The sequence below is a fragment of the Cellulosimicrobium sp. 4261 genome (assembly GCF_040546915.1).
In the GTDB taxonomy this organism is placed as follows: domain Bacteria; phylum Actinomycetota; class Actinomycetes; order Actinomycetales; family Cellulomonadaceae; genus Cellulosimicrobium; species Cellulosimicrobium cinnabarinum.
The window spans coordinates 124,572-147,281 of sequence record NZ_JBEPOQ010000003.1 but is presented as its reverse complement, the minus strand read 5'-3'; the positions used below and the strand labels follow the sequence as shown (position 1 = coordinate 147,281).

The following is a 22,710-nucleotide window of genomic DNA, read 5'->3' as shown; positions in this document are numbered from 1 at the left end:
CGTCGCGGAGCGCGATCGTGAATCGTGGTCGGGAGTCGTCGGCCGGGGAGCGGTCGGGGCCGACCTGCTGACGCTCCAGTTCTCTGGGGTCGTCGCGTCCGTGCCTAACGTGCCCGACGGACGCGCTCGACGTCCCAGACCGGCTCCGGCGCCTCGACGACCTCACCGTCCTCGCGGAACACGAGGAACCGGTCGAAGCCGCGGGCGAACCACCGGTCGTGCGTCACCGCGAGCACGGTGCCCTGGAAGGCCGCGAGCCCCGCCTCGAGCGCCTCCGCCGAGTGCAGGTCGAGGTTGTCCGTCGGCTCGTCGAGCAGGAGGAGCGTCGCGCCGTCGAGCTCGAGGAGCAGGATCTGGAAGCGCGCCTGCTGGCCACCGGAGAGCGTCTCGAAGCGCTGCTCGGCCTGGCCCACGAGCTCGTACCGGTCGAGCGCCCGGCTCGCGCCCTCGCGCCCCATGCCCGCCCGGTGCCCCTCGCCGCGGTGGAGGATCTCCAGCAGCGTGCGCCCGCGCAGCTCCGGGTGGTCGTGGTTCTGCGCGAACCACCCCGGCCGCACCCGCGACCCGAGCACGGCCCGGCCCGTGTGCGCCACGGGAGCGGGCGCCGCCGGGCCGCCGGCAACGTCGTCGGGCACGGTGCCCGGCTCGGGGTCGCTCCCGCCCGCGGCGAGGAGGCGCAGGAAGTGCGACTTCCCGGAGCCGTTCGAGCCGAGCACCGCGACGCGCTCGCCGAAGAACACCTCGACGTCGAACGGCTTCATGAGCCCCGTGAGCTCGAGCCGCTCGCACGTCACCGCGCGCTTGGCCGTCCGCCCGCCCGTGAGCCGCACGGTCACGTTCTGGTCGCGCGCGACCACCTCGGGACGCCCCGCCTCCTCGAACTTGCGCAGGCGCGTGCGCGCGGCCTGGTACCGGCTCGCGAGGCCGTCGTTGAACGCGGCCTTCGTCTTGAGCGTCCGCACGAGCTCCTGGAGCTTGGCGTGCTCCTCGTCCCAGCGGCGCGCGAGCTCGGCGAGCCGGTCGCGCCGGTCCGCACGGGCCTGGGCGTACGTCGCGAAGCCGCCGCCGTGCACCCACACCGTGCCGCCGCCCGGCGTCGGCTCGAGCGTCGCGACCTGGGTCGCGGTGCGCGACAGCAGCTCGCGGTCGTGGGACACGAAGAGGACCGTCTTGGACGACGCGACGAGCCGCTCCTCGAGCCAGCGCTTCGTCGGCACGTCGAGGTGGTTGTCCGGCTCGTCGAGCAGCAGGACCTCCTCCGGTCCGCGCAGCAGCGCCGTGAGCGCGAGCCGCTTCTGCTCGCCCCCGGACAGCGACCGCACGTCGCGCCACTGCGCCTTCTCGAACGGGACCGACAGCACCTCGTCGGTCACCTCGTCCCAGCCGGCCTCGGCGTCGTAGCCGCCCACGTCCGCCCAGTCCACGAGGGCCTGCGCGTAGCGGAGCTGGGCGGGCTCGTCGTCGACCGTCATGATGTCGTGCTCGGCGGCCGCGAGCTCGAGCGCCGCCTCGCGGACGGCGGTCGGCGCGAGCCCGACGAGCAGGTCGCGCACCGTGCGGTCGTCGTCGATGCGGCCCACGTCCTGGCGCATGACCCCGAGCCCGCCGCTGCGCACGACGGCGCCCCCGTGCGGTGCGACCTCGCCGGTGACGATGCGCAGCAGCGTCGACTTCCCGACGCCGTTGGGCCCCACGAGCGCGACGCGCGCGCCGTCCGCGACCCGCAGGTCGACGCCGTCGAGCAGGGTGCGCCCGTCGGGCAGGTGATACGTGACGTCGCTGAGGTCGAGGTGTCCCACCCCGTCATGGTCCCCGACGTCGGCCGCGCGGTCACGCGCTTTGCGCGCGCCCGCCCGGAGGGCTCAGCGCCGGCCGCCCCCGAGGAGACCGCCCAGCCCGCCCAGGAGGTCCCCGAGACCGCCCCCGGAGCCCGAGCCGCCGCCCAGCAGCCCGCCGAGGACGTCGCCCAGGCCGCCCCCGCCGGTCTGCGGAGCGCCCGACCGCTCGCCCGCGCCCTCCCCCGCCGCGGTGCCGGTGCCGGTCGGGGCGCCGCCCGACGACCCGGCGCCGCCGAGCTGCTTCGCGAGGAAGGCCAGCGCGATCGGCGCGAGCGCGGGCAGCACCTTCGCGAGCAGGTCCTTGCCGGTGCCCGTCGAGTCGGCGAGCTGCGCGACGACCGCCTGCTCGTTCTGCCCGAACACGTGCCCGACGATCTTGCGGCCGTCGTCCGTGTCGACGTCGTCGAGGTCGACCCCGCCCTCGACGAGCGCGGGGTCGTGCTGCGCGACGGCCTCGCCGAGCGACGCCGCGCCCGCCGGGTCCTGGGCGTTCGCGCGCAGCCCGCCCAGCAGCGCGGGCAGCGCCGCGTCGACCGCGCGCTGCGCCGTCGCCTCGTCGACGCCGAGCCGACCGGCGAGCTGGTCGAGCGGGACGGTGGACAGGATGTCGTCGATGCCGGCCATGGGGTCGTCCTCCGGTTCGGGGGTGTTCCAGGGGTTGCGCGCCGGGGGGCGCGGTGCGGCCCCACCGTAGTCCCGGCGCGACGTCCTCGCAGGCACGAGCCTCCGGGGCTGCGTCCGTCCCCGCGAGGTGCCAGGGTGGAACGCATGAGCGAAGACACCACCGCCACGAGCCCCGACCCGGAGACGGGCGCCGAGGGCGACACCGACCAGCTCCAGCCCGAGGAGACGCTCCTCGACCGCGGCGTGGACGACGTGCTCGACGAGGGCTACTCCCCGCCCGAGCGCCCTCGCTCGAACCACTTCGGCGAGACGCCGTGGGAAGAGGTGCATGGCGAGACGCTCGACCAGCGCCTGGCCGAGGAGGAGCCGGAGGAGTGGGAGCGCGACCCGTCCGAGCGCCCCGACGAGACCCGCGCGGGCCGCCTCGTCGCGGACCCCGACGCCCTCGACGGGCGCCAGAACGACACGTACGCCGACGACGAGGGGATCTCCGGGGGCGCCGCCGGCGCCGAGGAGGCCGCCGTCCACGTCGTCGAGGAGCCCTGAGGTCGAGCAGCCCTGAGTTCGGGAGCACCGAGGACGAGCGACCGCCCGCGGCCGGCTCAGGCCGGCCCGCGGGGCGGCGCGTCCTCCCAGACGTCCTCCTCGTTCCGCACGGCGCGGATGCGGTCGGCCCGCGCCGCGAGCTCGGCGTCGGGCGGGTAGGTGACCTCCTCCAGCACGAGCCCGTGCGCGGGCACCACGCCCGCCCCCGCGTCCCGGCGCCGGCTCGCGAGGAGCTCGGCGGGCCAGCCCACGCCGCGCCGCCCCTCCCCGACGGCGAGCGACGCGCCGACGAGCGCGCGCACCATGTTGTGGCAGAACGCGTCCGCGCGGACGTGCGCCACGACGAGACCCGCGTCGGGCCCGTCCGTCGGGCGCGACCACGACAGGTGCTGCAGCTCCCGGATCGTCGTCGCGCCGGGTCGTGGCTTGCAGAACGCGGCGAAGTCCCGCACCCCGAGCAGCGGCCGCACGGCCGCGTCCATCGCCGCGACGTCGAGCGGCCGCCGGTTCCACAGCACCCACTCCCGGCGCAGCGGGTCGCGCTGCGCCGGGTCGTCCGCCACGCGGTAGGTGTACGCGCGGTGCAGTGCGGAGAAGCGGGCGTCGAACCCGACCGGTGCCCGCGTCGCACGGTGCACGACGACGTCCCCCGGCAGCACGCCGCCCAGCCGCGCGACGAGCGCGTCCCCCGGCGCGCGGTCGGACCGGCCGGGCAGCGCCTCCCACTGCGCGCGCCCGAGGTCGACGTGGGCGACCTGGCCCCGCGCGTGCACGCCCGCGTCCGTGCGACCCGCGACCGTGAGCCGTGGAGCCGCGCCCCGCAGGATCGTCGCGAGCCCCTCCTCGATCGTCCCCTGCACCGTGCGCAGCGTCGGCTGCCGGGCCCAGCCGGCGAACGCCGTCCCCTGGTAGGCGAGGTCCAGGCGCACGCGCACGACGTCGTCCGGCCCGTCGGGGCGCGGGGGGTCGGGGGCCGGCGGGGCGGAGGGCGGGACGGCGGTCACGGGAGATCACCGTAGTCGCCCGCCCGTGCGCCGCGCGCGCCACCGTGCCTACGCTGCCGCCCATGACCGGCGACCCGCACGACGTCCGCACGCTCGCCGTCGACTGCGGCGGGGGCGGGATCAAGGCGAACGTGCTCGACGCGTCGGGCACCGCGCACGCCGCGGCCGTGCGCGTCCCCACGCCCTACCCCCTCCCGCCCGACCTCCTCGTCGAGACGGTCGCGGGCATCGCGGCCACGCTGCCTCCCGCGGACCGGGTCACGGTGGGCATGCCCGGGATGATCCGGCGCGGCGTCGTCGTGCACACGCCCCACTACGTGACGCGCAGCGGGCCGCGGTCGCGCGTGGACCCCGCGCTCGTCGAGGCGTGGACGAGCTTCGACGTCCGCGCCGCAGTCGAGCACCGGCTCGGCGTCCCGGCGCTCGTGCTCAACGACGCCGAGGTGCACGGCGCGGGCGTCGTCGCGGCGTCCGGGCTGGAGCTCGTGCTGACGCTGGGGACGGGGCTCGGCTCCGCGCTGTTCCACGGGGGCCGGCTCGCCCCGCACCTCGAGTGGTCGCGGGCACCCGTGCGTCGCGGCACCACGTACGACGAGTACGTCGGCGAGCCCGAGCGTCGTCGCCTCGGCGACGGGCTCTGGTCGCGGCGGGTCCTCGCGGTCGTCGAGGGCCTGCGGCCCGTGTTCTGGTGGGACCGCCTCTACCTGGGCGGGGGCAACTCGCGGCGGATCACGCCGAGCGTCCTCGACCGGCTCGGCGACGACGTCGTCGTGGTACCGAACTCGGCGGCGCTCGTCGGGGGCGCTCGCGCATGGGACCTCCCGCCCGCCTGACCCCTCAGCCACCTTCTCAGCGACGGGCCGTGCGGCGCTGGGGCGCCCCTTCGGCGGGGCGGGGACCCGGCGCGGCTCCCGCGGTGCGGAGTCCCGCCACGGGCTCGGAGGAGCCCGGCGCGGCGTCCGCTCCCCCGTCCCCGGGCGACGCGCCCGCGGCCAGCGTCCGGTGGGCGTCGAGCAGGACGCGGTTGAACGCCACCGGGGCGTCCAGGCTCACCAGGTGCCGCGCTCCCGGGACGACGACGAGCCGGGCCGAGGCCCCGCCCGCGCGCGCCGCGGCGAGGAACCCGCGCTCCCCGAGCCGGAAGTGGTCCCAGCGGCCGTTGACGAGCCAGACCGGCGAGTCCGCCGCCGCGAGAGCGCGGACCGGGTCGACCGCCCCCACCTCGCGCAGGATCGCGCTCATGACGTCGAGGGCGAACCCGCCCGCCGCGAGGTCGGCGCCGGCCTGGGGCGTCATCGCCCGGTCGACGAGCGCCTGGTTCAGCCCGGCGCCCCCGTCCGGGAGCCGCTCGATGCCGCGCGCGAGGACGAGCCAGCCGCCGCGCAGACGCGTCGACGGCGGCGTCGAGCACGCGGCGGCGACCAGCCCCACGACGCGCTCCGGGTGGCGCGCGCGCGTCTCGATCGCGACGTAGCCCCCGAGGGACAGCCCGACGACGAGCGCGCGTCCGCCGACCTCGTCGATCCCGGCCGCGACCGCCTCGACCGCGCCGTCGAGCGTGAACGCCTCGCCGCGCCGAACGCCGTGGCCCGGCAGGTCCACCGCGACGGCCTGCACCCCGGCGCGGTGCAGCGCCGCGAGCTGGTCGCGCCACATCGAGCGCGACGTGCGCGAGCCGTGCACGAGGACGACGGGCGGCCACGCCCCGGTCCCGGGAGACGCGTCGACGAAGGTCACGTCTCGACGGTAGGTCCTCCTCCACGCGAGATCGACCCGGAGGTCGCGCCGTCGACCTCCCGAGGGTCGATCTCCACCCTTCGGGCCGATCTCGGCGTTCACCGGGCGGCCCCGCCGTGCCCGACGGCGCCCCGTCCCCCGAACGCGGCAGGGCCCGGGACCGTGCGGTCCCGGGCCCTGCGCGACGAACCCCTGGCGGGCTCGGCGGGGAGAGGAGGCTCAGGCCTCCTTCTTCTCCTCCGCGGCGTCCTCGACGGGCGCGTCCTGGACGTCCTCGACGGGAGCGTCCTCGACGGCGGCGTCCTCGACGGGCGCGTCCTCGACCTTGTCGGCCTTCTTGGACGGCTTGTCGGCCTTCTTCTTGCTCGCCTTCTCGGCAGCCTTCTCCGCCTCGCGGACGACGGCCTGCTTCGGGCTGACGGGCTCGGTCACGAGCTCGATCACCGCGAGGGGCGCGTTGTCGCCCTTGCGCGTGCCGACCTTCGTGATGCGCGTGTAGCCACCCTCACGCTCCGCCATCTGCGGGGCGATCTCGGTGAACAGCGTGTGCACCACGGACTTGTCGCGGACGACGCGCAGGACGCGACGGCGCGCGTGCAGGTCGCCGCGCTTGGCGAACGTGATGAGGCGCTCGGCCACCGGGCGCAGGCGCTTCGCCTTGGTCTCGGTGGTCGTGATGCGGCCGTGCTCGAAGAGCTGGGTGGACAGGTTCGCGAGCATCAGGCGCTCGTGAGCCGGTCCGCTGCCGAGCCGGGGGCCCTTGGCGGGGGTAGGCATGGGATGTGCTCCTTGGGAAGTGATCGCGCCGCAGGTGCGGACCCGGACGCGCTGAGGTGTCTAGAGCCGCAGGCTCAGTACTGCTGCTCGGTGTCCGAGAACGTCGCCTCGTCGTCGTCGCCCTCGTAGTACGCGGCGGCCGACGGGTCGAAGTCGAGCGGCGAGTCCTTGAGGGACAGGCCGAGCTCGGCGAGCTTCTCCTTCACCTCGTTGATGGACTTCGCACCGAAGTTGCGGATGTCCAGCAGGTCCGCCTCGCTGCGTGCGACGAGCTCGCCCACCTGGTGGATGCCCTCGCGCTTGAGGCAGTTGTACGAGCGGATCGTGAGGTTGAGCTCCTCGATCGGCAGCGCCAGGTCCGCGGCCAGGGCCGCGTCCGTCGGCGACGGACCGATCTCGATGCCCTCGGCCTCGACGTTGAGCTCGCGGGCGAGGCCGAAGAGCTCCACCAGCGTCTTGCCGGCCGACGCGAGCGCGTCGCGCGGCGAGATCGCCGGCTTCGTCTCGACGTCCACGACCAGCTTGTCGAAGTCCGTGCGCTGCTCGACACGCGTCGCCTCGACCTTGTAGGTCACCTTGAGGACCGGCGAGTAGATCGAGTCGACCGGGATCCGGCCGATCTCGGCGTCGAACGACTTGTTCTGCGAGGCCGAGACGTAGCCACGGCCGCGCTCGACGGTCAGCTCGATCTCGAGCTTGCCCTTGTCGTTGAGCGTGGCGATGTGCAGCTCGGGGTTGTGGACCTCCACACCCGCGGGCGGGACGATGTCCGCCGCGGTGACCGCACCAGCACCCTGCTTGCGCAGGTACATCACGACGGGCTCGTCGTTCTCCGAGGAGACGACGAGGTTCTTGATGTTGAGGATGACCTCGGTCACGTCCTCCTTCACACCCGGCACGGTGGTGAACTCGTGGAGCACACCGTCGATGCGGATGGAGGTGACCGCCGCGCCCGGGATGGACGACAGCAGCGTGCGACGCAGCGAGTTGCCGAGCGTGTAGCCGAAGCCGGGCTCCAGCGGCTCGATGGAGAAGCGCGAACGGTTCTCCGAGATGACCTCTTCGGTCAAGGTGGGGCGCTGTGCGATCAGCACTGGTGGTTTCCTTTCGGTGAGCGTCCGCCATATGACGCTGCACGGTTCAAGGCGAGGTGCGTGCCTGCGGCACGCGGCCCCGGCCGGGACTCTGTCCACCCGGCCGGGAAGGGTGCGTCGACCCCGTCAGGAGGCGGCTGCCCCGTGACGGGCGCCGTCGACGGGCTCGGCCGGTCGAAGACCGGGCGGCCCGTCGACGGCACGCCGACGACGAGGGTCAGACGCGACGGCGCTTGGGCGGCCGGCACCCGTTGTGCGCCTGCGGCGTCACGTCCTGGATCGAGCCGACCTCGAGGCCGGCCGACTGCAGCGAGCGGATCGCCGTCTCACGACCCGAGCCCGGGCCCTTGACGAAGACGTCGACCTTCTTCATGCCGTGCTCCTGCGCCTTGCGGGCAGCGGCCTCGGCCGCGAGGCCGGCGGCGAAGGGGGTCGACTTGCGGGAGCCCTTGAAGCCGACGTCGCCGCCGGAGGCCCACGCGATCACGGCGCCCGACGGGTCCGTGATCGACACGATCGTGTTGTTGAACGTGCTCTTGATGTGCGCCTGGCCGGCGGGGACGTTCTTCTTGTCCTTGCGACGAGGCTTGCGCCCAGCGGCGGCGCGAGTCTTGGGAGGCATGTCCTTCTTCTCTCCTGGTCTGAGGTGGTCTGACCGCGGGGATCTCTACCCGGCACGGCACGGACCATGAGGTCCGGGTCAGTGCGCGAGCAGGGCCCGCCCTGCGGACTGGCTCAGCGGGCCTTCTTCTTGCCGGCCACGGTGCGCTTCGGTCCCTTGCGCGTACGCGCGTTGGTCTTCGTGCGCTGGCCGCGCACGGGCAGGCCGCGGCGGTGACGCAGGCCCTGGTAGGTGCCGATCTCGACCTTGCGGCGGATGTCGGCGGCCACCTCACGACGGAGGTCACCCTCGAGCTTGTAGTTGCCCTCGAGGTAGTCGCGGAGCGCGACGAGCTCGGCGTCGCCGAGGTCCTTGACGCGGGCGTCCGGGCTGATGCCGGTAGCGGCCAGCGTCTGCTGGGCGCGGGTACGGCCGACGCCGTAGATGTAGGTGAGCGCGACCTCGAGCCGCTTGTCGCGGGGGAGGTCGACGCCGATGAGACGTGCCATGTGCCTTTCGGCTCCTCGTGCTTCGTCGGAGGTCTGTCGCACCGCCCTCCCACGGGGAGCTCCGTGGGCCCCGGCCTCCGAGCCGGGGGTTCCCCTGCCTGTGGCGCTCTCCTCCCGGACTCGCGTCCGGGGTGCCGAGCAGGTTCGTGGTGGTGCGCTGGTGGCCGGCCGTCGTCGTGACGGGCGGCCTGGTGATCGCGGTCCCGGAGGACCGTCACCCGTGGCGCAGGTGAGGGCTCAGCCCTGGCGCTGCTTGTGCCGCAGGTTCTCGCAGATCACCATGACGCGACCGTGCCGGCGGATCACCTTGCACTTGTCGCAGATCTTCTTGACGCTGGGCTTGACCTTCATCTTCGTTCCCTCAGTGGTGCCCCGCTCCGGGCGCGACCGACGAGCGGCCCCGGTGGTCCCGGGTGCGAGGCGGGTGAGTGGGTGGACGCGTGACGACTACTTGTAGCGGTAGACGATGCGGCCGCGGGACAGGTCGTACGGGCTCAGCTCGACCACGACCCGGTCCTCGGGGAGGATCCGGATGTAGTGCTGGCGCATCTTGCCCGAGATGTGCGCGAGAACCTTGTGCCCGTTGGCCAGCTCCACGCGGAACATCGCGTTCGGCAGGGCCTCGACCACGCTGCCCTCGATCTCGATGACACCGTCCTTCTTTGCCATGTCCTCCGCTAACTCTCGTCTGAACTGCTAGGACTCCCGCGCACGCCCGACCCGAGGGTCGTCCGATCGTGGGAGGTGCGTGGAGCCGCGTGCGGGGGTCGGTCGCCCGGGTCCCGAGGGACGGGGGCCGGATGAACGACGTGCACGGACTACACCCGACGGACCATCCTACGGCATCCGGCAAGAGACGGGAAACCGTGGCGGGGACGAACGCGGTGCGACGCGTCACTCCCCCGTCGCACGACGGGTGCCGTCGGGCGCTGCCGGACGGGAGCGAGCCGGGCCGCGACGGGCCGGTGCGCGGTCAGGCCGCGAGCGGTGCGACGCGGACGCCGAGCTCCGCGAGCTCCGCGGCGCCGCCGTCGGGCGCGGTGAGCACCCAGATGCCCTCGTCGAGGATCGCGACGCTGTGCTCCCAGTGCGCGGCGCGCGTGCCGTCGTCCGTCACGACCGTCCAGTCGTCCTCGCACACCTCGGTGAACCGCTCGCCCCGCGTGAGCATCGGCTCGATCGCGAGGCACATGCCCGGGCGCAGCCGCGGGCCCTTGTCACGTGTGCGGTAGTTCGGGACGTCCGGGGGCTGGTGCATCGCCGACCCGATCCCGTGGCCGACGTAGTCCTCGACGATGCCGTAGGTCACGCCGTCCGACTCCCCCGAGGCGCGCACCGAGTCCTCGATGGCGGCCCCGACGTCGCACAGCCGCTCGCTCGTCGCGAGGGCGGCGATGCCCGCCCACATGGCGCGACGCGTCGCCTCGACCAGCGCCTCGTCGTGCGGGTCGCCCTCGCCGAGGACGAACGAGACCGCCGAGTCGCCGTGCCAGCCGTCGACGACGGCCCCGCAGTCGACGGAGACGACGTCCCCCGGGCGCAGCTCGCGCGGGCCCGGGATGCCGTGGACGACCTCGTCGTTGACCGACACGCACAGCGAGGCCGGGTACCCCTCGTACCCGAGGAACGACGGCGTCGCCCCGGCGTCGGCGATGACCGCCGCGGCGAGCGCGTCGAGGTCCGCCGTCGTCATGCCCGGGCGGACGGCGTCGCGCACCGTCCCGAGCGCACGCGCCACCACGAGGCCGGCGCTGCGCATCGACCGGACCTGGTCGTGCGTCTTGTACTCGATGCGCTCGCGACCGAACACCCTGCTGCTCCTCAGTACCGACGGACGGACGGACGCGCGCTCAGCCGACGAGCGCGGTCAGCGCCGACACGATGCGGCCGGTGACCTCGTCGATGTCGCCGATGCCGTCGACGCGGACCAGCAGACCGCGGTCGGCGTAGGCGGAGGTGAGCGGCGCCGTCTGCTCGGCGTAGATGTCGAGGCGGCGCGCGATGGCCTCCTCCGTGTCGTCCTCGCGACCCTCGATCTCCGCGCGCTTCGCGAGGCGGCCGAGCAGCTCGTCGCGGTCCGCCGTGAGCTCCACGACGCCGTCGAGCGCGACCCCCAGGTCGGCGAGGATCGCGTCGAGCTCGACGACCTGGGCCGCGTTGCGCGGGTAGCCGTCGAGGATGAACCCCTGCGCGGCGTCGTCCTGCGCGAGACGGTCGCGGACCATCGCGTTCGTCACCGAGTCGGGGACGAGGTCGCCCTTCGCGGTGTACTCCTGCGCGAGGCGACCGAGCTCCGTGCCGCCCTTGATGTTCGCCCGGAAGATGTCGCCGGTCGAGATCGCCGGGATGGACAGCCGCTCGGCGAGCCGGGCGGCCTGCGTCCCCTTGCCCGCTCCCTGCGGGCCCATGATGACGAGGCGCGCGGGGCGCGGTGCGGACTGGCCGTCGGTGGCGTTGCTCAACGGAGGAACCCTTCGTAGTGGCGCTGCTGCAGCTGGGAGTTGATCTGCTTGACCGTCTCCAGGCCGACGCCGACGACGATGATGATCGAGGAGCCACCGAACGGGATGTTCGTGCTCACGCCGAGCCCGATGAGGACCAGCGTCGGCAGCAGTGCGACGAGCGCGAGGTAGATGGCACCCGCGGAGGTGATGCGGGTGATGACGTAGTCGAGGTACTCGGCGGTGGGCCGGCCGGCGCGGATGCCCGGGATGAAGCCGCCGTACTTCTTCATGTTGTCCGCGACCTCGTCCGGGTTGAACGTGATCGACGTGTAGAAGAAGCAGAAGAACAGGATCATCAGCACGTACAGCAGGATGTGCAGCGGCGCGGCCGGGTCGGCCAGGTTCGTGCTGATCCAGATCACCCAGTCGGCGCTCTGGTCGCCGAACTGCGCGATGAGGCCCGGGACCGCGAGCAGCGAGGCCGCGAAGATCACCGGGATGACGCCCGCCATGTTGATCTTGATCGGGATGTAGGTGCTCGAGCCGCCGTACATGCGGCGCCCGACCATGCGCTTGGCGTACTGCACCGGCACCCGGCGCTGCGACTGCTCGACGAACACGACCAGCCCGATGACGAGCACGATGACCGCGATCATGATGATGAAGTTCGTCGCGCCGTTCGCGCCGCCGGCGATCGACCACAGGGCGGTCGGGAAGCTCGCGGCGATCGACGTGAAGATGAGCAGCGACATGCCGTTGCCGACGCCGCGCTCCGTGATGAGCTCGCCGAGCCACATGATGAGGCCGGTGCCCGCGGTCATGGTGATCACCATGAGGGCCATCGTGACGAAGCTGGCGTCCGGGATGACGTCGACGGAGCAGCCCTGGAAGAGCAGGCCGTTGCGCGCCGTCGTGATGACGGTCGTCGACTGGAGGATGGCGAGCGCGATCGTCAGGTAGCGCGTGTACTGCGTCAGCTTCGACTGGCCCGACTGGCCCTCCTTGTGGAGCGCCTCGAAGCGAGGGATCACGACGCGCAGCAGCTGGACGATGATGCTCGCGGTGATGTACGGCATGATGCCGAGCGCGAAGATCGACAGCTGGAGCAGCGCGCCGCCGCTGAAGAGGTTGACCAGGCTGAGCAGGTCGTTGCCGTCGGCGGTCTCCGCGATGCACTGCTGCACGTTGGGGTAGTCCACGCCGGGCGTGGGGATGAACGACCCCACCCGGAAGATCGCCATGATCGCGATCGTGAACAGCAGCTTGCGCCGCAGGTCGGGCGTCCGGAAAGCCCGGGCGAATGCGCTGAGCACCTATCCTCCTGGCCCGCCGAGGCGGGATGTCGTGTCGCCGGGAGGCCCGGCGAGGTGTGACGCACGGCACGGGCGCCAAGAGGCACCCTAGCCGTAGCGCCGCGTCGAACGGCAAGTCGGTCCCGATCACCGGACGGGCCGGCCGTGGACCTGGGAGTGACGGCGGTCACCCCCGGGGTGCGGGGAGACAGCCGTCGGAGAGTCTAGACCGTGGTGCGCTGCCGGACGGACCACGGGTCGTGCAGGGAGACGGCCCCAGACGCGGACAGGGCCGACGGCGCGTACGCGCCACCGGCCCTGTCCAGGGGTGTCAGTCCTCCGAGACCGAACCGCCGGCCGCGAGGATCTTCTCGCGCGCCGCGCCCGAGAGGGCGTCGACCGCGACCTCGAGCTTGACGGTGATCTCACCCGTGCCGAGCACCTTGACGAGCTGGCCCTTGCGGACCGCGCCCTTCGCGACGAGGTCCTCGACGGTGACCTGGCCACCCTCGGGGTACAGCGCCGCGAGCTTGTCCAGGTTCACGACCTGGTACTCGGTGCGGAACGGGTTCTTGAAGCCGCGCAGCTTCGGGAGGCGCATGTGCAGAGGCATCTGCCCACCCTCGAAGCGCTCGGGAACCTGGTAACGAGCCTTCGTACCCTTGGTACCGCGGCCCGCCGTCTTACCCTTCGACGCCTCACCACGACCCACGCGGGTCTTGGCCTTCTTGGCGCCGGGAGCCGGACGCAGGTGGTGGACCTTGAGCGTGCCGCCGGCACCCTCGGTCTGCGCGGGGGTCTGCTCGGCCTTCGCCGGAGCCGACGCCTTCGCAGCGGTCTTCTTCTTCGGAGCCTCGGCGGTCTCCTTGGTGGCCTTCTCAGCCATGGTCACTCGACCTCCTCAACGGTGACGAGGTGCGCCACCGTCGCGACCATGCCGCGGATCTCCGGGCGGTCCTCCTTCACGGCGGTGTCGCCGATCCGCTTGAGGCCCAGAGTGCGCAGCGTGTCGCGCTGGTTCTGCTTGCCGCCGATGGCGGACTTCGTCTGGGTCACCTTGAGCCTGGCCATCAGGCGTTCACCCCCGCAGCACGGGCACGCAGGAGCGCGGCCGGGGCCACGTCCTCGAGCGGGAGACCACGGCGCGCGGCGACAGCCTCAGGCTGCTCCAGGTTGCGCAGTGCCTCGACGGTCGCGTGCACGATGTTGATCGCGTTGGACGAGCCGAGCGACTTGCTCAGCACGTCGTGGATGCCCGCGCACTCCAGCACGGCGCGCACCGGACCACCGGCGATCACACCGGTACCCGGAGCGGCCGGACGGAGGAACACGACGCCGGCGGCGGCCTCACCCTGGATGGGGTGCGGGATGGTGCCCTGGATGCGCGGGACCTTGAAGAAGTTCTTCTTGGCCTCCTCGACACCCTTGGCGATCGCCGCGGGCACCTCCTTCGCCTTGCCGTAGCCGACGCCGACGGTGCCGTCGCCGTCGCCCACCACGACCAGCGCGGTGAAGCTGAAGCGGCGGCCGCCCTTGACGACCTTGGAGACGCGGTTGATGGTGACGACGCGCTCGACGAAGGCGTTCTTCTCGGCTGCGTCGCCACGGCGACCGTCGCGACGGTCACCGCGACGGTCGTCGCGGCGCCCCCCGCGCGCGTTCTGGTCGCTCGACTCGTTGGCGGCACCCGTGGGGGCGCCGGTGTTGCTGCGCTGCCCTGCAGCCATCAGAGAATCCTTTGCTTCCGTGTGGGGATGGTCGGCGTCGTCACAGGGACAGACCGCCCTCGCGAGCGCCGTCGGCGACCGCAGCGACCCGACCGTGGTACTTGTTGCCACCACGGTCGAAGACGACGGAGTCGACGCCCTTGGCCTTCGCACGCTCGGCGACGAGCTCGCCGACCTTGCGGGCCTTGGCGCTCTTGTCGCCGTCGAGCGCACGCAGGTCCGCCTCGAGCGACGAGGCCGACGCGAGCGTCTGACCGATCGTGTCGTCCACGACCTGAGCCGTGATGTGACGCGTGGAACGCGTCACCACGAGGCGCGGACGACCGGCGGTCCCCTTGATCTTCTTGCGCAGGCGCAGGTGCCGGCGCTGACGCGCGACGGCCTTGCCCTTGCCGAGAACCTTCAGAGCCATCGTTACTTACCAGCCTTTCCAGCCTTGCGGCGGACGACCTCGCCGGCGTAACGCACACCCTTGCCCTTGTACGGCTCGGGCTTGCGGATCTTGCGGATGTTCGCTGCGATCTCGCCGACCTGCTGCTTGTCGATGCCGGAGACCGAGAACTTCGTCGGGCTCTCGACCGCGAACGTGATGCCCGCGGGCGGCGTCACGACGACCGGGTGGCTGAAGCCGAGGGCGAACTCGAGGTCCGAGCCCTTGGCCGTCACGCGGTAGCCGGTGCCGACGATCTCGAGCTTCTTCTCGTAGCCCTGCGTCACGCCCTGGACGAGGTTCGCCAGGAGGGTGCGGGTCAGGCCGTGCAGCGCGCGGGACTCGCGCTCGTCGTTCGGGCGCGACACCACGAGGGTGCCGTCCTCCTGAGCGACCTGGATGGGGGCGGGCACGTGGTGCTCGAGCGAGCCCTTGGGGCCCTTCACGGTCACGAGCGCGCCGCTGATGGTGACGTCCACTCCGGCGGGAACCGGAACGGGGATCTTGCCGATTCGAGACATGGCGTATCTCCTTTCCGGGTTACCAGACGTAGGCGAGGACTTCGCCGCCCACGCCCTTCGTGGCGGCCTGCTTGTCGGTGAGCAGGCCGGAGGACGTGGACAGGATCGCCACGCCCAGGCCGCCGAGAACCTTCGGCAGCTCGGTGGACTTGACGTACTTGCGCAGGCCGGGCTTCGACACGCGGCGCACGCCGGCGAGGCTGCGCTCACGGTTCGGGCCGAACTTGAGCTGGATGGTGAGGTTCTTGCCCACCGTCGCGTCCTCGACGCTCCAGCCGGAGATGTAGCCCTCGGCCTGGAGGATCTCGGCAATGTGCGACTTCAGCTTCGAGTACGGCATGGTCACCGTCTCGTGGTAAGCCGAGTTCGCGTTCCGCAGACGCGTCAGCATGTCTGCGATCGGGTCGGTCATCGTCATCGGGCTCTAGCCCTTCCTCGACGTGGTATCCGGGCGGGGCGCGTCGAGCGACGCGCTCCGCCAGGACCTACGACGTAGTTGTTACCAGCTGCTCTTGGTGACGCCCGGAAGCTCACCACGGTGGGCCATCTCGCGCACGCAGATGCGGCACAGGCCGAACTTGCGGTACACCGAGTGCGGGCGACCGCACTTCTGGCACCGGGTGTAGGCGCGGACCGCGAACTTCGGCTTGGCGGCCGCCTTGTTGATCAGGGCCTTCTTCGCCATGTCAGTTCTCCTTGAAGGGGAAGCCGAGACGGCGCAGCAGGGAGCGGCCCTCGTCATCGGTCGTCGCCGTGGTCACGATCGTGATGTCCATACCGCGGACACGGTCGATCTTGTCCTGGTCGATCTCGTGGAACATCGACTGCTCCGTGAGACCGAACGTGTAGTTGCCGTGCCCGTCGAACTGCTTGGGCGACAGGCCGCGGAAGTCGCGGATGCGCGGCAGGGCGATCGACAGCAGGCGGTCCAGGAACTCCCACATGCGGTCGCCGCGCAGCGTGACGTGCGCGCCGATCGGCATGCCCTCGCGCAGCTTGAACTGCGCGATGGACTTGCGGGCCTTGGTCACCTGCGGCTTCTGGCCGGTGATCGCGGACAGGTCGCGGATGGCGCCCTCGATGAGCTTCGAGTCCTTGGCGGCGTCACCGACACCCATGTTCACGACGATCTTCGTGACGCGGGCGACCTGGTTGACGTTCTCGTGCCCGAACTCCTCGCGCAGACCGGCGACGATCTCCTCGCGGTAGCGCTGCTTCAGGCGGGGCACCTCGGGGGCGACGATCTCGGTGCTCATCAGATGTCCTTCCCGGAGCGCTTGGCGACACGCACGCGCACGGTGCGCTTGCGGCCGTCACGCTCGACCTCTTCGGTGCGGTACCCGACGCGGGTGCCCTTCTTGGTCTCCGGGTCGACGACCATCACGTTGCTGATGTGGATCGGGGCCTCGACGGTCTCGATCCCACCGGTCCGCGTGCCGCGCTGCGACTGGCCGACCTTGGTGTGCTTGGTGACGCGCTGGACACCCTCGACGATGACGCGGTCACGGTCGGTGAGCACCTCGAGGACGCGCCCCTGCTTGCCCTTGTCCTTGCCCGCGATGACGACGACGAGGTCGCCCTTCTTGATCTTGGCCATGGTCAGAGCACCTCCGGAGCCAGCGAGATGATCTTCATGAACCGCTTGTCGCGCAGCTCGCGCCCGACCGGGCCGAAGATGCGCGTGCCGCGCGGCTCGCCGTCGTTCTTGAGGATCACGGCGGCGTTCTCGTCGAACTTGATGTAGGAACCGTCCGGACGACGGCGCTCCTTGGCGGTACGGACGACGACGGCCTTGACCACGTCGCCCTTCTTCACGTTGCCGCCCGGGATCGCGTCCTTGACGGTTGCGACGATGACGTCGCCGATTCCGGCGTAGCGACGGCCCGAGCCACCGAGAACACGGATGCAGAGAATCTCCTTGGCACCCGTGTTGTCGGCGACACGAAGTCGCGACTCCTGCTGGATCATGTAATGAACTCCTGTCGTCGAGCCGGTTCTCGCCGAGGGCGAGCCTTGCCGAACGGATAGCTGTCAGTGCCGGGTCCCTCGCGGGTGAACCGGCCAGGAGCGGGGCGGAGGACCCGCCCGTCCTGTCCTCACTGGTTGCCGCACCGCGGTGCGGCACGAGAGCGGTCGTGACGAGCGAGCCGGGGCCCGCCCGTCACGACCGGTGGATCACTTGGCCTTCTCGAGGATCTCCGCGAGGCGCCACCGCTTGGTCGCGGACAGCGGGCGGGTCTCCATGATGAGCACCAGGTCGCCCACGCCGGCAGAGTTCTGCTCGTCGTGCGCCTTGACCTTGCTCGTGCGGCGGATGACCTTGCCGTAGAGCGGGTGCTTGACCCGGTCCTCGACCTCGACCACCACGGTCTTGTCCATCTTGTCGCTCACGACGTAGCCGCGGCGCGTCTTGCGGTGCGCGCGCTCCTCGGCTGCCTCGGGCGCGTTCGTTGCGTTCTCGCTCATTCCAGCCTCACTCACTCGGCGCTCGGCGCGGTACGGATGCCGAGCTCGCGCTCACGCAGGATCGTGTAGATCCGCGCGATGTCGCGGCGGACGGCCTTGAGGCGCCCGTGGCTCTCCAGCTGGCCGGTGGCCGACTGGAAACGGAGGTTGAAGAGCTCCTCCTTGACCTTCTTGAGCTCGGCGACGAGCGTCTCGTCGTCCATGGCGTCGAGGTCGACGGGGGCGAGCCCCTTCGTTCCGATTGCCATCAGTTGCCACCACCCTCGCGCACCACGAAACGGCACTTCATCGGGAGCTTGTGGATCGCGCGGCGCATGGCCTCACGAGCCAGGTCCTCCGGGACACCCGCCAGCTCGAAGACGATCCGGCCGGGCTTGACATTGGCGACCCACCACTCGGGCGAACCCTTACCGGAGCCCATGCGGGTCTCGGCAGGCTTCTTGGTCAGGGGACGGTCCGGGTAGATGTTGATCCAGACCTTGCCGCCACGCTTGATGTGGCGGGTCATCGCGATACGAGCAGCCTCGATCTGGCGGTTCGTCACGTACGCCGGCTCGAGAGCCTGGATGCCGTACTCGCCGAACGAGATCTGGGTGCCACCCTTCGCCGCGCCGGAGCGCGACGGGTGGTGCTGCTTGCGGTGCTTGAGCCTGCGCGGGATCAGCATGACTCAGGCCTCCGTTCCGGTCTCAGGGGCCTTCGCCTCCGCGGCGGGAGCAGCCTGCTCGGGCGCCGCCGGCGACTCGGACGCGGGGGTCCGCTCGGCCGAACGCTCGGGACGACGGCCGCCACCACGACGGTCGCCGCCGCGCTCACCGCGCGGGCCGCCACGGCCCTGGCGCGGAGCGGCCGTGGCCTGCTGCGCGGCGAACTCCTTCTCGGTGACGTCGCCCTTGTAGATCCACACCTTCACGCCGATGCGGCCGAACGTGGTGCGGGCCTCGAAGAAGCCGTAGTCGATGTACGCGCGCAGCGTGTGCAGCGGCACACGACCCTCGCGGTAGAACTCCGACCGGCTCATCTCCGCGCCACCGAGGCGGCCGGAGACCTGCACGCGGATGCCCTTCGCGCCGGCGCGCTGCGCGGACTGGATGCCCTTGCGCATGGCACGACGGAACGAGACGCGGCTCGCGAGCTGCTCGGCGATCCCCTGGGCGACGAGCTGCGCGTCCGTCTCGGCGTTCTTCACCTCGAGGATGTTGAGCTGCACCTGCTTGCCGGTGAGCTTCTCGAGCTCGCCGCGGATGCGGTCGGCCTCGGCGCCACGGCGACCGATGACGATGCCCGGGCGCGCCGTGTGGATGTCCACGCGGACGCGGTCACGGGTGCGCTCGATCTCGACCTTGGAGATGCCGGCGCGCTCGAGACCCGTGCTCATGAGCTTGCGGATCTGGACGTCCTCGCGGACGTAGTCGCGGTACCGCTGTCCGGGCTTGGTGCTGTCGGCGAACCAGCGCGACCGGTGGTCGGTGGTGATGCCGAGGCGGTACCCGTGCGGGTGAACCTTCTGTCCCACTATCGGGCACTTCCCTTCGTGTTCTCACGCGGAGCGACGACCACGGTGATGTGGCTGGTGCGCTTGAGGATGCGGTTCGCACGGCCCTGGGCCCGGGGGCGGAAACGCTTGAGGGTCGGGCCCTCGTCGACGAACGCCTCACGCACGACGAGCTCCTGCTCCTCGAACGCTTCGCTCGCGCGGTCCGCCTTCACCCGGGCGTTGGCGATGGCGCTCTCCACGACCTTGCGGACGGGCTCGCTCGCCGCCTGCGGTGCGAACTTCAGCACCGCGACGGCCTCGGAGGCCTGCTTGCCACGGATGAGGTCCACGACGCGCCGGGCCTTCTGGGGCGTGACACGGACGAACCGCGCCTGCGCCTTGGCTTCCATTGCTGTCCTGCCTTCTTGTCTCTTGACCGTCCAGGTCGTCACCAGACTGACCCGGGGGTCAGCGGCGACGACCCTTCTTGTCGTCCTTCACGTGGCCGCGGAAGGTCCGCGTGGGAGCGAACTCGCCGAGCTTGTGGCCGACCATCGACTCGGTGACGAACACCGGCGTGTGCTTGCGACCGTCGTGCACGGCGAACGTGTGACCGAGGAAGTCGGGCGTGATGACCGACCGACGGGACCAGGTCTTGATGACGTTCTTGGTCCCCTTCTCGTTCTGAGCGTCCACCTTCTTCTGCAGGTGGTCGTCGACGAAGGGGCCCTTCTTCAGGCTACGAGGCATGTCTCCAGGCTCCTATCAGCGCTTCTTGCCGGTACGGCGACGACGCACGATCAGCTTGTCGCTCGGCTTGTTGGGACGGCGGGTACGACCCTCCGGCTGGCCCCACGGGCTCACCGGGTGGCGACCACCGGAGGTCTTGCCCTCACCACCACCGTGCGGGTGGTCGATCGGGTTCATGGCGACACCGCGGACGGTCGGGCGCTTGCCCTTCCAGCGCATGCGGCCGGCCTTGCCCCAGTTGATGTTCGACTGCTCGGCGTTGCCGACCTCGCCGACCGTCGCGCGGCAGCGCAGGTCGACGTTGCGGATCTCGCCGGAGGGCATGCGCAGCTGCGCGTACGGCCCGTCCTTGGCGACGAGCTGCACGGACGCACCGGCCGAACGGGCGATCTTCGCGCCGCCACCGGGCTTGAGCTCGATGGCGTGGATGACCGTACCGGTCGGGATGTTGCGCAGCGGCAGGTTGTTGCCGGGCTTGATGTCCGCGCCCGCGCCCGCCTCGACGACGTCGCCCTGCTTGAGCTTCGCCGGCGCGACGATGTAACGCTTCTCGCCGTCCGCGTAGTGCAGGAGCGCGATGCGCGCGGTGCGGTTGGGGTCGTACTCGATGTGCGCGACCTTCGCCGGCACGCCGTCCTTGTCGTGACGACGGAAGTCGATCACGCGGTACGCACGCTTGTGGCCACCACCCTTGTGACGGGTGGTGATACGACCGGAGCTGTTGCGGCCGCCGCTCTTGGAGAGCGGGCGGACCAGAGACTTCTCCGGCTGCGAGCGCGTGATCTCGGCGAAGTCGGCGACGCTCGAGCCGCGGCGGCCGGGCGTCGTCGGCTTGTACTTACGGATTCCCATGGGGATCTGTCCTCAATCTGCTCTCGTCGGCTCAGCCGAAGATGTCGATCGTGCCCTCGCGGAGGGTGACGATCGCACGCTTGGTGTCCTTGCGCTTGCCCAGGCCGAAACGCGTGCGACGCGTCTTGCCCTTGCGGTTGATCGTGTTCACCGAGGCGACCTTGACCGAGAAGATCTGCTCGACGGCGATCTTGATCTCGGTCTTGTTGGCCCGCGGGTCGACGACGAACGTGTACTTGCCCTCGTCGAGCAGGCCGTAGCTCTTCTCGGAGACGACCGGCGCGAGGATCACGTCACGGGGGTCCTTGGTCACGGTGGTCACTTCGCGGCCTCCTCGGCAGCAGTCTCGTCCGCCTCGGTGGAGGTGGCGACGGCCTTCGCGGAGCGACCCGTGGCCGGGCCCGTCAGGAACGCGTCGAGCGCGCCCTGCGTGAAGACGACGTCGTCGGAGACGAGCACGTCGTAGGTGTTGAGCTGGTCGGCCACCAGGAGGTGGACCTGCTCGACGTTCCGCAGCGACTTGATCGTCAGCTCGTCACCACGCTCGGTGACGACGAGGACGTGCTTGCGCCCGGAGAGCTTGGCGAGCGTCGTGACGGCGGTCTTGGTCGACGGCAGGCCGTCGACGCCGAAGCCGGTCACCACGTGGACACGGCCGTTGCGGGCGCGGTCCGAGAGGGCACCGCGGAGGGCGGCGGCCTTCATCTTCTTGGGCGTCCGCTGGTCGTACGAGCGCGGCGTCGGGCCGTGGACGACGCCACCCCCGGCGAACTGCGGCGCACGGGTCGAACCCTGGCGGGCGCGGCCGGTGCCCTTCTGCTTGTACGGCTTGCGACCACCACCGCGGACCTCGCCGCGGGACTTGGTGTCGTGGGTGCCCTGGCGTGCAGCGGCACGCTGGGCGACGACGACCTGGTGGATCAGCGGGACGTTGAGCTCGACGTCGAACACCTCGGCGGGGAGCTCGGCGGTGCCGGCCTTCTTGCCCTTGGGGTCCAGCACGTCAACGGTCAGAGCGGACATGGGGTTCACGCTCCCTTCGCGGCGCTGCGCACGAGGACGACGCCGCCCTTGGGGCCGGGAACCGCGCCCTTGACGAGCAGCAGACCCTTCTCGGCGTCGACCGCGTGGACGGTCAGGTTCTGGGTGGTCTGACGGACGTTGCCCATCCGACCGGCCATGCGCAGGCCCTTGAAGACGCGCGACGGGGTCGAGGCCCCACCGATCGAGCCGGGCTTGCGGTGGTTACGGTGCGAGCCGTGGGAGGCACCCACGCCGGAGAAGCCGTGACGCTTCATGACACCGGCGGTGCCCTTGCCCTTGGTCGTGCCCACGACGTCGACCACGGCGCCGGCCTCGAAGGCCTCCGCGGTGATCTCCTGGCCGAGCGAGTACTCGGTGGCGTCGGTGGTGCGGACCTCGGCGACGTGACGACGCGGCGTGACGCCGGCCTTCTCGAAGTGGCCCTTGAGCGGCTTCGTGACCTTGCGCGGGTCGATCTGGCCGTAGGCGAGCTGCACGGCGGCGTAGCCGTCGGCGTCCGACGTGCGCACCTGCGTCACGACGTTCGTGCCGACCGCGACGACGGTCACGGGCACGAGGCGCCCGGCCTCGTCCCAGAGCTGCGTCATCCCGAGCTTCGTGCCGAGCACCGCGGTGACCGGGCGCGCGTTCTGCTGGGGGGTAGTCATGATGTCCTCCAGCCTCAGAGCTTGATCTCGATGTTCACGTCAGCCGGCAGGTCGAGACGCATGAGCGAGTCGACCGCCTTCGGCGTGGGATCGATGATGTCGATCAGCCGCTTGTGCGTGCGCATCTCGAAGTGCTCGCGGCTGTCCTTGTACTTGTGAGGCGACCGGATGACGCAGAAGACGTTCTTCTCCGTCGGCAGCGGCACCGGACCCACGACCGTTGCACCAGCGCGCGTCACCGTGTCGACGATCTTGCGCGCCGAGCTGTCGATGACCTCGTGGTCGTAGGACTTGAGCCGGATGCGGATCTTCTGTCCCGCCATGGCGTCG

General features: G+C 71.3%; 36 protein-coding genes. 2 read left to right on the top strand and 34 right to left on the bottom strand.

Going from position 1 to position 22,710, the window contains the following annotated elements:
* Positions 1-104: 104 nt before the first annotated feature.
* Together ABIE39_RS05280 and ABIE39_RS05275 are read right to left on the bottom strand one after the other, a co-directional pair.
* Positions 105-1,799: an ABC-F family ATP-binding cassette domain-containing protein gene (locus tag ABIE39_RS05280; protein ID WP_074808910.1), complete on the bottom strand. Its 1,695-nt coding sequence runs from the start codon at positions 1,797-1,799 to the stop codon at positions 105-107.
* A 63-nt stretch (positions 1,800-1,862) separates the two neighbouring features.
* Positions 1,863-2,462, bottom strand: a complete 600-nt coding sequence (locus tag ABIE39_RS05275) for a DUF937 domain-containing protein (RefSeq protein ID WP_175007846.1) — start codon at positions 2,460-2,462, stop codon at positions 1,863-1,865.
* A gap of 144 nt (positions 2,463-2,606) precedes the next feature.
* Here ABIE39_RS05275 and ABIE39_RS05270 point away from each other — a divergent pair, with 144 nt between their 5' ends.
* Positions 2,607-3,008, top strand: a complete 402-nt coding sequence (locus tag ABIE39_RS05270; RefSeq protein WP_034654904.1) for a DUF5709 domain-containing protein — start codon at positions 2,607-2,609, stop codon at positions 3,006-3,008.
* Between the two features lie 56 nt (positions 3,009-3,064).
* Here ABIE39_RS05270 and truA read toward each other — a convergent pair whose 3' ends face one another.
* The gene (gene truA / locus ABIE39_RS05265) at positions 3,065-3,943 is read right to left on the bottom strand and encodes a tRNA pseudouridine(38-40) synthase TruA (protein WP_255437038.1); all 879 of its coding nucleotides are present in this window, start codon (positions 3,941-3,943) and stop codon (positions 3,065-3,067) included.
* A 131-nt stretch (positions 3,944-4,074) separates the two neighbouring features.
* Here truA and ABIE39_RS05260 point away from each other — a divergent pair, with 131 nt between their 5' ends.
* Complete coding sequence (locus tag ABIE39_RS05260) at positions 4,075-4,845, top strand: ROK family protein (RefSeq protein WP_108050515.1); 771 nt, start codon at positions 4,075-4,077, stop codon at positions 4,843-4,845.
* A 16-nt stretch (positions 4,846-4,861) separates the two neighbouring features.
* Here ABIE39_RS05260 and ABIE39_RS05255 read toward each other — a convergent pair whose 3' ends face one another.
* The 31 genes from ABIE39_RS05255 to rpsJ all read right to left on the bottom strand — a co-directional run bounded on the left by ABIE39_RS05255 (position 4,862) and on the right by rpsJ (position 22,703).
* A complete protein-coding gene (locus ABIE39_RS05255) occupies positions 4,862-5,749 on the bottom strand; it encodes an alpha/beta fold hydrolase (RefSeq protein WP_354050713.1) in 888 nt (295 codons plus the stop codon).
* A gap of 219 nt (positions 5,750-5,968) precedes the next feature.
* Positions 5,969-6,526, bottom strand: coding sequence for a 50S ribosomal protein L17 (rplQ, locus tag ABIE39_RS05250; RefSeq protein WP_175007843.1), 558 nt, complete (start codon positions 6,524-6,526; stop codon positions 5,969-5,971).
* A 74-nt stretch (positions 6,527-6,600) separates the two neighbouring features.
* Positions 6,601-7,620, bottom strand: a complete 1,020-nt coding sequence (locus tag ABIE39_RS05245) for a DNA-directed RNA polymerase subunit alpha (protein ID WP_074808900.1) — start codon at positions 7,618-7,620, stop codon at positions 6,601-6,603.
* 217 nt (positions 7,621-7,837) lie between these two features.
* Entirely contained in the window at positions 7,838-8,242 is a 405-nt protein-coding gene (gene rpsK, locus ABIE39_RS05240) for a 30S ribosomal protein S11 (protein ID WP_021479759.1), read from the bottom strand.
* A gap of 113 nt (positions 8,243-8,355) precedes the next feature.
* A complete protein-coding gene (rpsM, locus tag ABIE39_RS05235) occupies positions 8,356-8,730 on the bottom strand; it encodes a 30S ribosomal protein S13 (RefSeq protein WP_021479758.1) in 375 nt (124 codons plus the stop codon).
* Positions 8,731-8,967: 237 nt separating this feature from the next.
* Positions 8,968-9,081: a 50S ribosomal protein L36 gene (gene rpmJ, locus ABIE39_RS05230; protein ID WP_009740505.1), complete on the bottom strand. Its 114-nt coding sequence runs from the start codon at positions 9,079-9,081 to the stop codon at positions 8,968-8,970.
* A 96-nt stretch (positions 9,082-9,177) separates the two neighbouring features.
* Complete coding sequence (infA, locus tag ABIE39_RS05225; protein ID WP_012867920.1) at positions 9,178-9,399, bottom strand: translation initiation factor IF-1; 222 nt, start codon at positions 9,397-9,399, stop codon at positions 9,178-9,180.
* Between the two features lie 304 nt (positions 9,400-9,703).
* Positions 9,704-10,540 carry a type I methionyl aminopeptidase gene (map, locus tag ABIE39_RS05220; RefSeq protein ID WP_074808899.1) on the bottom strand — a complete coding sequence of 279 codons (837 nt, stop codon included), beginning with the start codon at positions 10,538-10,540 and terminating at the stop codon, positions 9,704-9,706.
* Between the two features lie 40 nt (positions 10,541-10,580).
* Positions 10,581-11,138 (bottom strand): adenylate kinase, encoded by a 558-nt coding sequence (locus ABIE39_RS05215; RefSeq protein ID WP_354050892.1) that lies wholly within the window; start codon positions 11,136-11,138, stop codon positions 10,581-10,583.
* Positions 11,139-11,188: 50 nt separating this feature from the next.
* Positions 11,189-12,487 carry a preprotein translocase subunit SecY gene (gene secY / locus ABIE39_RS05210; RefSeq protein ID WP_175007842.1) on the bottom strand — a complete coding sequence of 433 codons (1,299 nt, stop codon included), beginning with the start codon at positions 12,485-12,487 and terminating at the stop codon, positions 11,189-11,191.
* Between the two features lie 310 nt (positions 12,488-12,797).
* On the bottom strand, positions 12,798-13,352 hold the full coding sequence (gene rplO / locus ABIE39_RS05205) for a 50S ribosomal protein L15 (protein WP_074808895.1): 555 nt from the start codon (positions 13,350-13,352) through the stop codon (positions 12,798-12,800).
* Between the two features lie 2 nt (positions 13,353-13,354).
* Positions 13,355-13,537 carry a 50S ribosomal protein L30 gene (gene rpmD / locus ABIE39_RS05200; protein ID WP_021480439.1) on the bottom strand — a complete coding sequence of 61 codons (183 nt, stop codon included), beginning with the start codon at positions 13,535-13,537 and terminating at the stop codon, positions 13,355-13,357.
* Positions 13,537-14,193 (bottom strand): 30S ribosomal protein S5, encoded by a 657-nt coding sequence (gene rpsE, locus ABIE39_RS05195; protein ID WP_021480438.1) that lies wholly within the window; start codon positions 14,191-14,193, stop codon positions 13,537-13,539. Before rpsE ends, rpmD begins: the two co-directional genes overlap by 1 nt.
* A gap of 40 nt (positions 14,194-14,233) precedes the next feature.
* Positions 14,234-14,605, bottom strand: a complete 372-nt coding sequence (gene rplR / locus ABIE39_RS05190; protein ID WP_021480437.1) for a 50S ribosomal protein L18 — start codon at positions 14,603-14,605, stop codon at positions 14,234-14,236.
* Positions 14,606-14,607: 2 nt separating this feature from the next.
* Entirely contained in the window at positions 14,608-15,144 is a 537-nt protein-coding gene (gene rplF, locus ABIE39_RS05185; protein ID WP_021480436.1) for a 50S ribosomal protein L6, read from the bottom strand.
* Between the two features lie 19 nt (positions 15,145-15,163).
* Positions 15,164-15,562: a 30S ribosomal protein S8 gene (gene rpsH / locus ABIE39_RS05180; protein ID WP_021480435.1), complete on the bottom strand. Its 399-nt coding sequence runs from the start codon at positions 15,560-15,562 to the stop codon at positions 15,164-15,166.
* Between the two features lie 81 nt (positions 15,563-15,643).
* Positions 15,644-15,829: a type Z 30S ribosomal protein S14 gene (locus ABIE39_RS05175; RefSeq protein WP_021480434.1), complete on the bottom strand. Its 186-nt coding sequence runs from the start codon at positions 15,827-15,829 to the stop codon at positions 15,644-15,646.
* A gap of 1 nt (position 15,830) precedes the next feature.
* Entirely contained in the window at positions 15,831-16,400 is a 570-nt protein-coding gene (rplE, locus tag ABIE39_RS05170) for a 50S ribosomal protein L5 (protein ID WP_087471317.1), read from the bottom strand.
* On the bottom strand, positions 16,400-16,741 hold the full coding sequence (gene rplX, locus ABIE39_RS05165; RefSeq protein ID WP_021480432.1) for a 50S ribosomal protein L24: 342 nt from the start codon (positions 16,739-16,741) through the stop codon (positions 16,400-16,402). The genes rplE and rplX overlap by 1 nt, the downstream gene beginning before the upstream one ends.
* Positions 16,742-16,743: 2 nt before the next feature.
* Positions 16,744-17,112, bottom strand: a complete 369-nt coding sequence (rplN, locus tag ABIE39_RS05160; protein WP_021480431.1) for a 50S ribosomal protein L14 — start codon at positions 17,110-17,112, stop codon at positions 16,744-16,746.
* Between the two features lie 207 nt (positions 17,113-17,319).
* Positions 17,320-17,610, bottom strand: coding sequence for a 30S ribosomal protein S17 (gene rpsQ, locus ABIE39_RS05155; RefSeq protein WP_021480430.1), 291 nt, complete (start codon positions 17,608-17,610; stop codon positions 17,320-17,322).
* A gap of 11 nt (positions 17,611-17,621) precedes the next feature.
* A complete protein-coding gene (rpmC, locus tag ABIE39_RS05150) occupies positions 17,622-17,858 on the bottom strand; it encodes a 50S ribosomal protein L29 (protein ID WP_021480429.1) in 237 nt (78 codons plus the stop codon).
* Positions 17,858-18,277 (bottom strand): 50S ribosomal protein L16, encoded by a 420-nt coding sequence (gene rplP, locus ABIE39_RS05145; RefSeq protein ID WP_021480428.1) that lies wholly within the window; start codon positions 18,275-18,277, stop codon positions 17,858-17,860. Before rplP ends, rpmC begins: the two co-directional genes overlap by 1 nt.
* 3 nt (positions 18,278-18,280) lie before the next feature.
* Complete coding sequence (gene rpsC / locus ABIE39_RS05140) at positions 18,281-19,126, bottom strand: 30S ribosomal protein S3 (RefSeq protein ID WP_034654910.1); 846 nt, start codon at positions 19,124-19,126, stop codon at positions 18,281-18,283.
* Positions 19,126-19,497: a 50S ribosomal protein L22 gene (rplV, locus tag ABIE39_RS05135; protein ID WP_021479879.1), complete on the bottom strand. Its 372-nt coding sequence runs from the start codon at positions 19,495-19,497 to the stop codon at positions 19,126-19,128. Before rplV ends, rpsC begins: the two co-directional genes overlap by 1 nt.
* A gap of 58 nt (positions 19,498-19,555) precedes the next feature.
* Entirely contained in the window at positions 19,556-19,837 is a 282-nt protein-coding gene (gene rpsS / locus ABIE39_RS05130) for a 30S ribosomal protein S19 (RefSeq protein WP_021479878.1), read from the bottom strand.
* A 15-nt stretch (positions 19,838-19,852) separates the two neighbouring features.
* The gene (rplB, locus tag ABIE39_RS05125; RefSeq protein ID WP_021479877.1) at positions 19,853-20,689 is read right to left on the bottom strand and encodes a 50S ribosomal protein L2; all 837 of its coding nucleotides are present in this window, start codon (positions 20,687-20,689) and stop codon (positions 19,853-19,855) included.
* Between the two features lie 31 nt (positions 20,690-20,720).
* On the bottom strand, positions 20,721-21,011 hold the full coding sequence (gene rplW, locus ABIE39_RS05120) for a 50S ribosomal protein L23 (protein ID WP_021479876.1): 291 nt from the start codon (positions 21,009-21,011) through the stop codon (positions 20,721-20,723).
* Complete coding sequence (gene rplD / locus ABIE39_RS05115; protein WP_021479875.1) at positions 21,008-21,712, bottom strand: 50S ribosomal protein L4; 705 nt, start codon at positions 21,710-21,712, stop codon at positions 21,008-21,010. The genes rplW and rplD overlap by 4 nt, the downstream gene beginning before the upstream one ends.
* A gap of 5 nt (positions 21,713-21,717) precedes the next feature.
* Positions 21,718-22,380: a 50S ribosomal protein L3 gene (gene rplC, locus ABIE39_RS05110; protein ID WP_021479874.1), complete on the bottom strand. Its 663-nt coding sequence runs from the start codon at positions 22,378-22,380 to the stop codon at positions 21,718-21,720.
* Between the two features lie 14 nt (positions 22,381-22,394).
* On the bottom strand, positions 22,395-22,703 hold the full coding sequence (rpsJ, locus tag ABIE39_RS05105) for a 30S ribosomal protein S10 (RefSeq protein ID WP_012867945.1): 309 nt from the start codon (positions 22,701-22,703) through the stop codon (positions 22,395-22,397).
* Positions 22,704-22,710 lie beyond the last annotated feature (7 nt).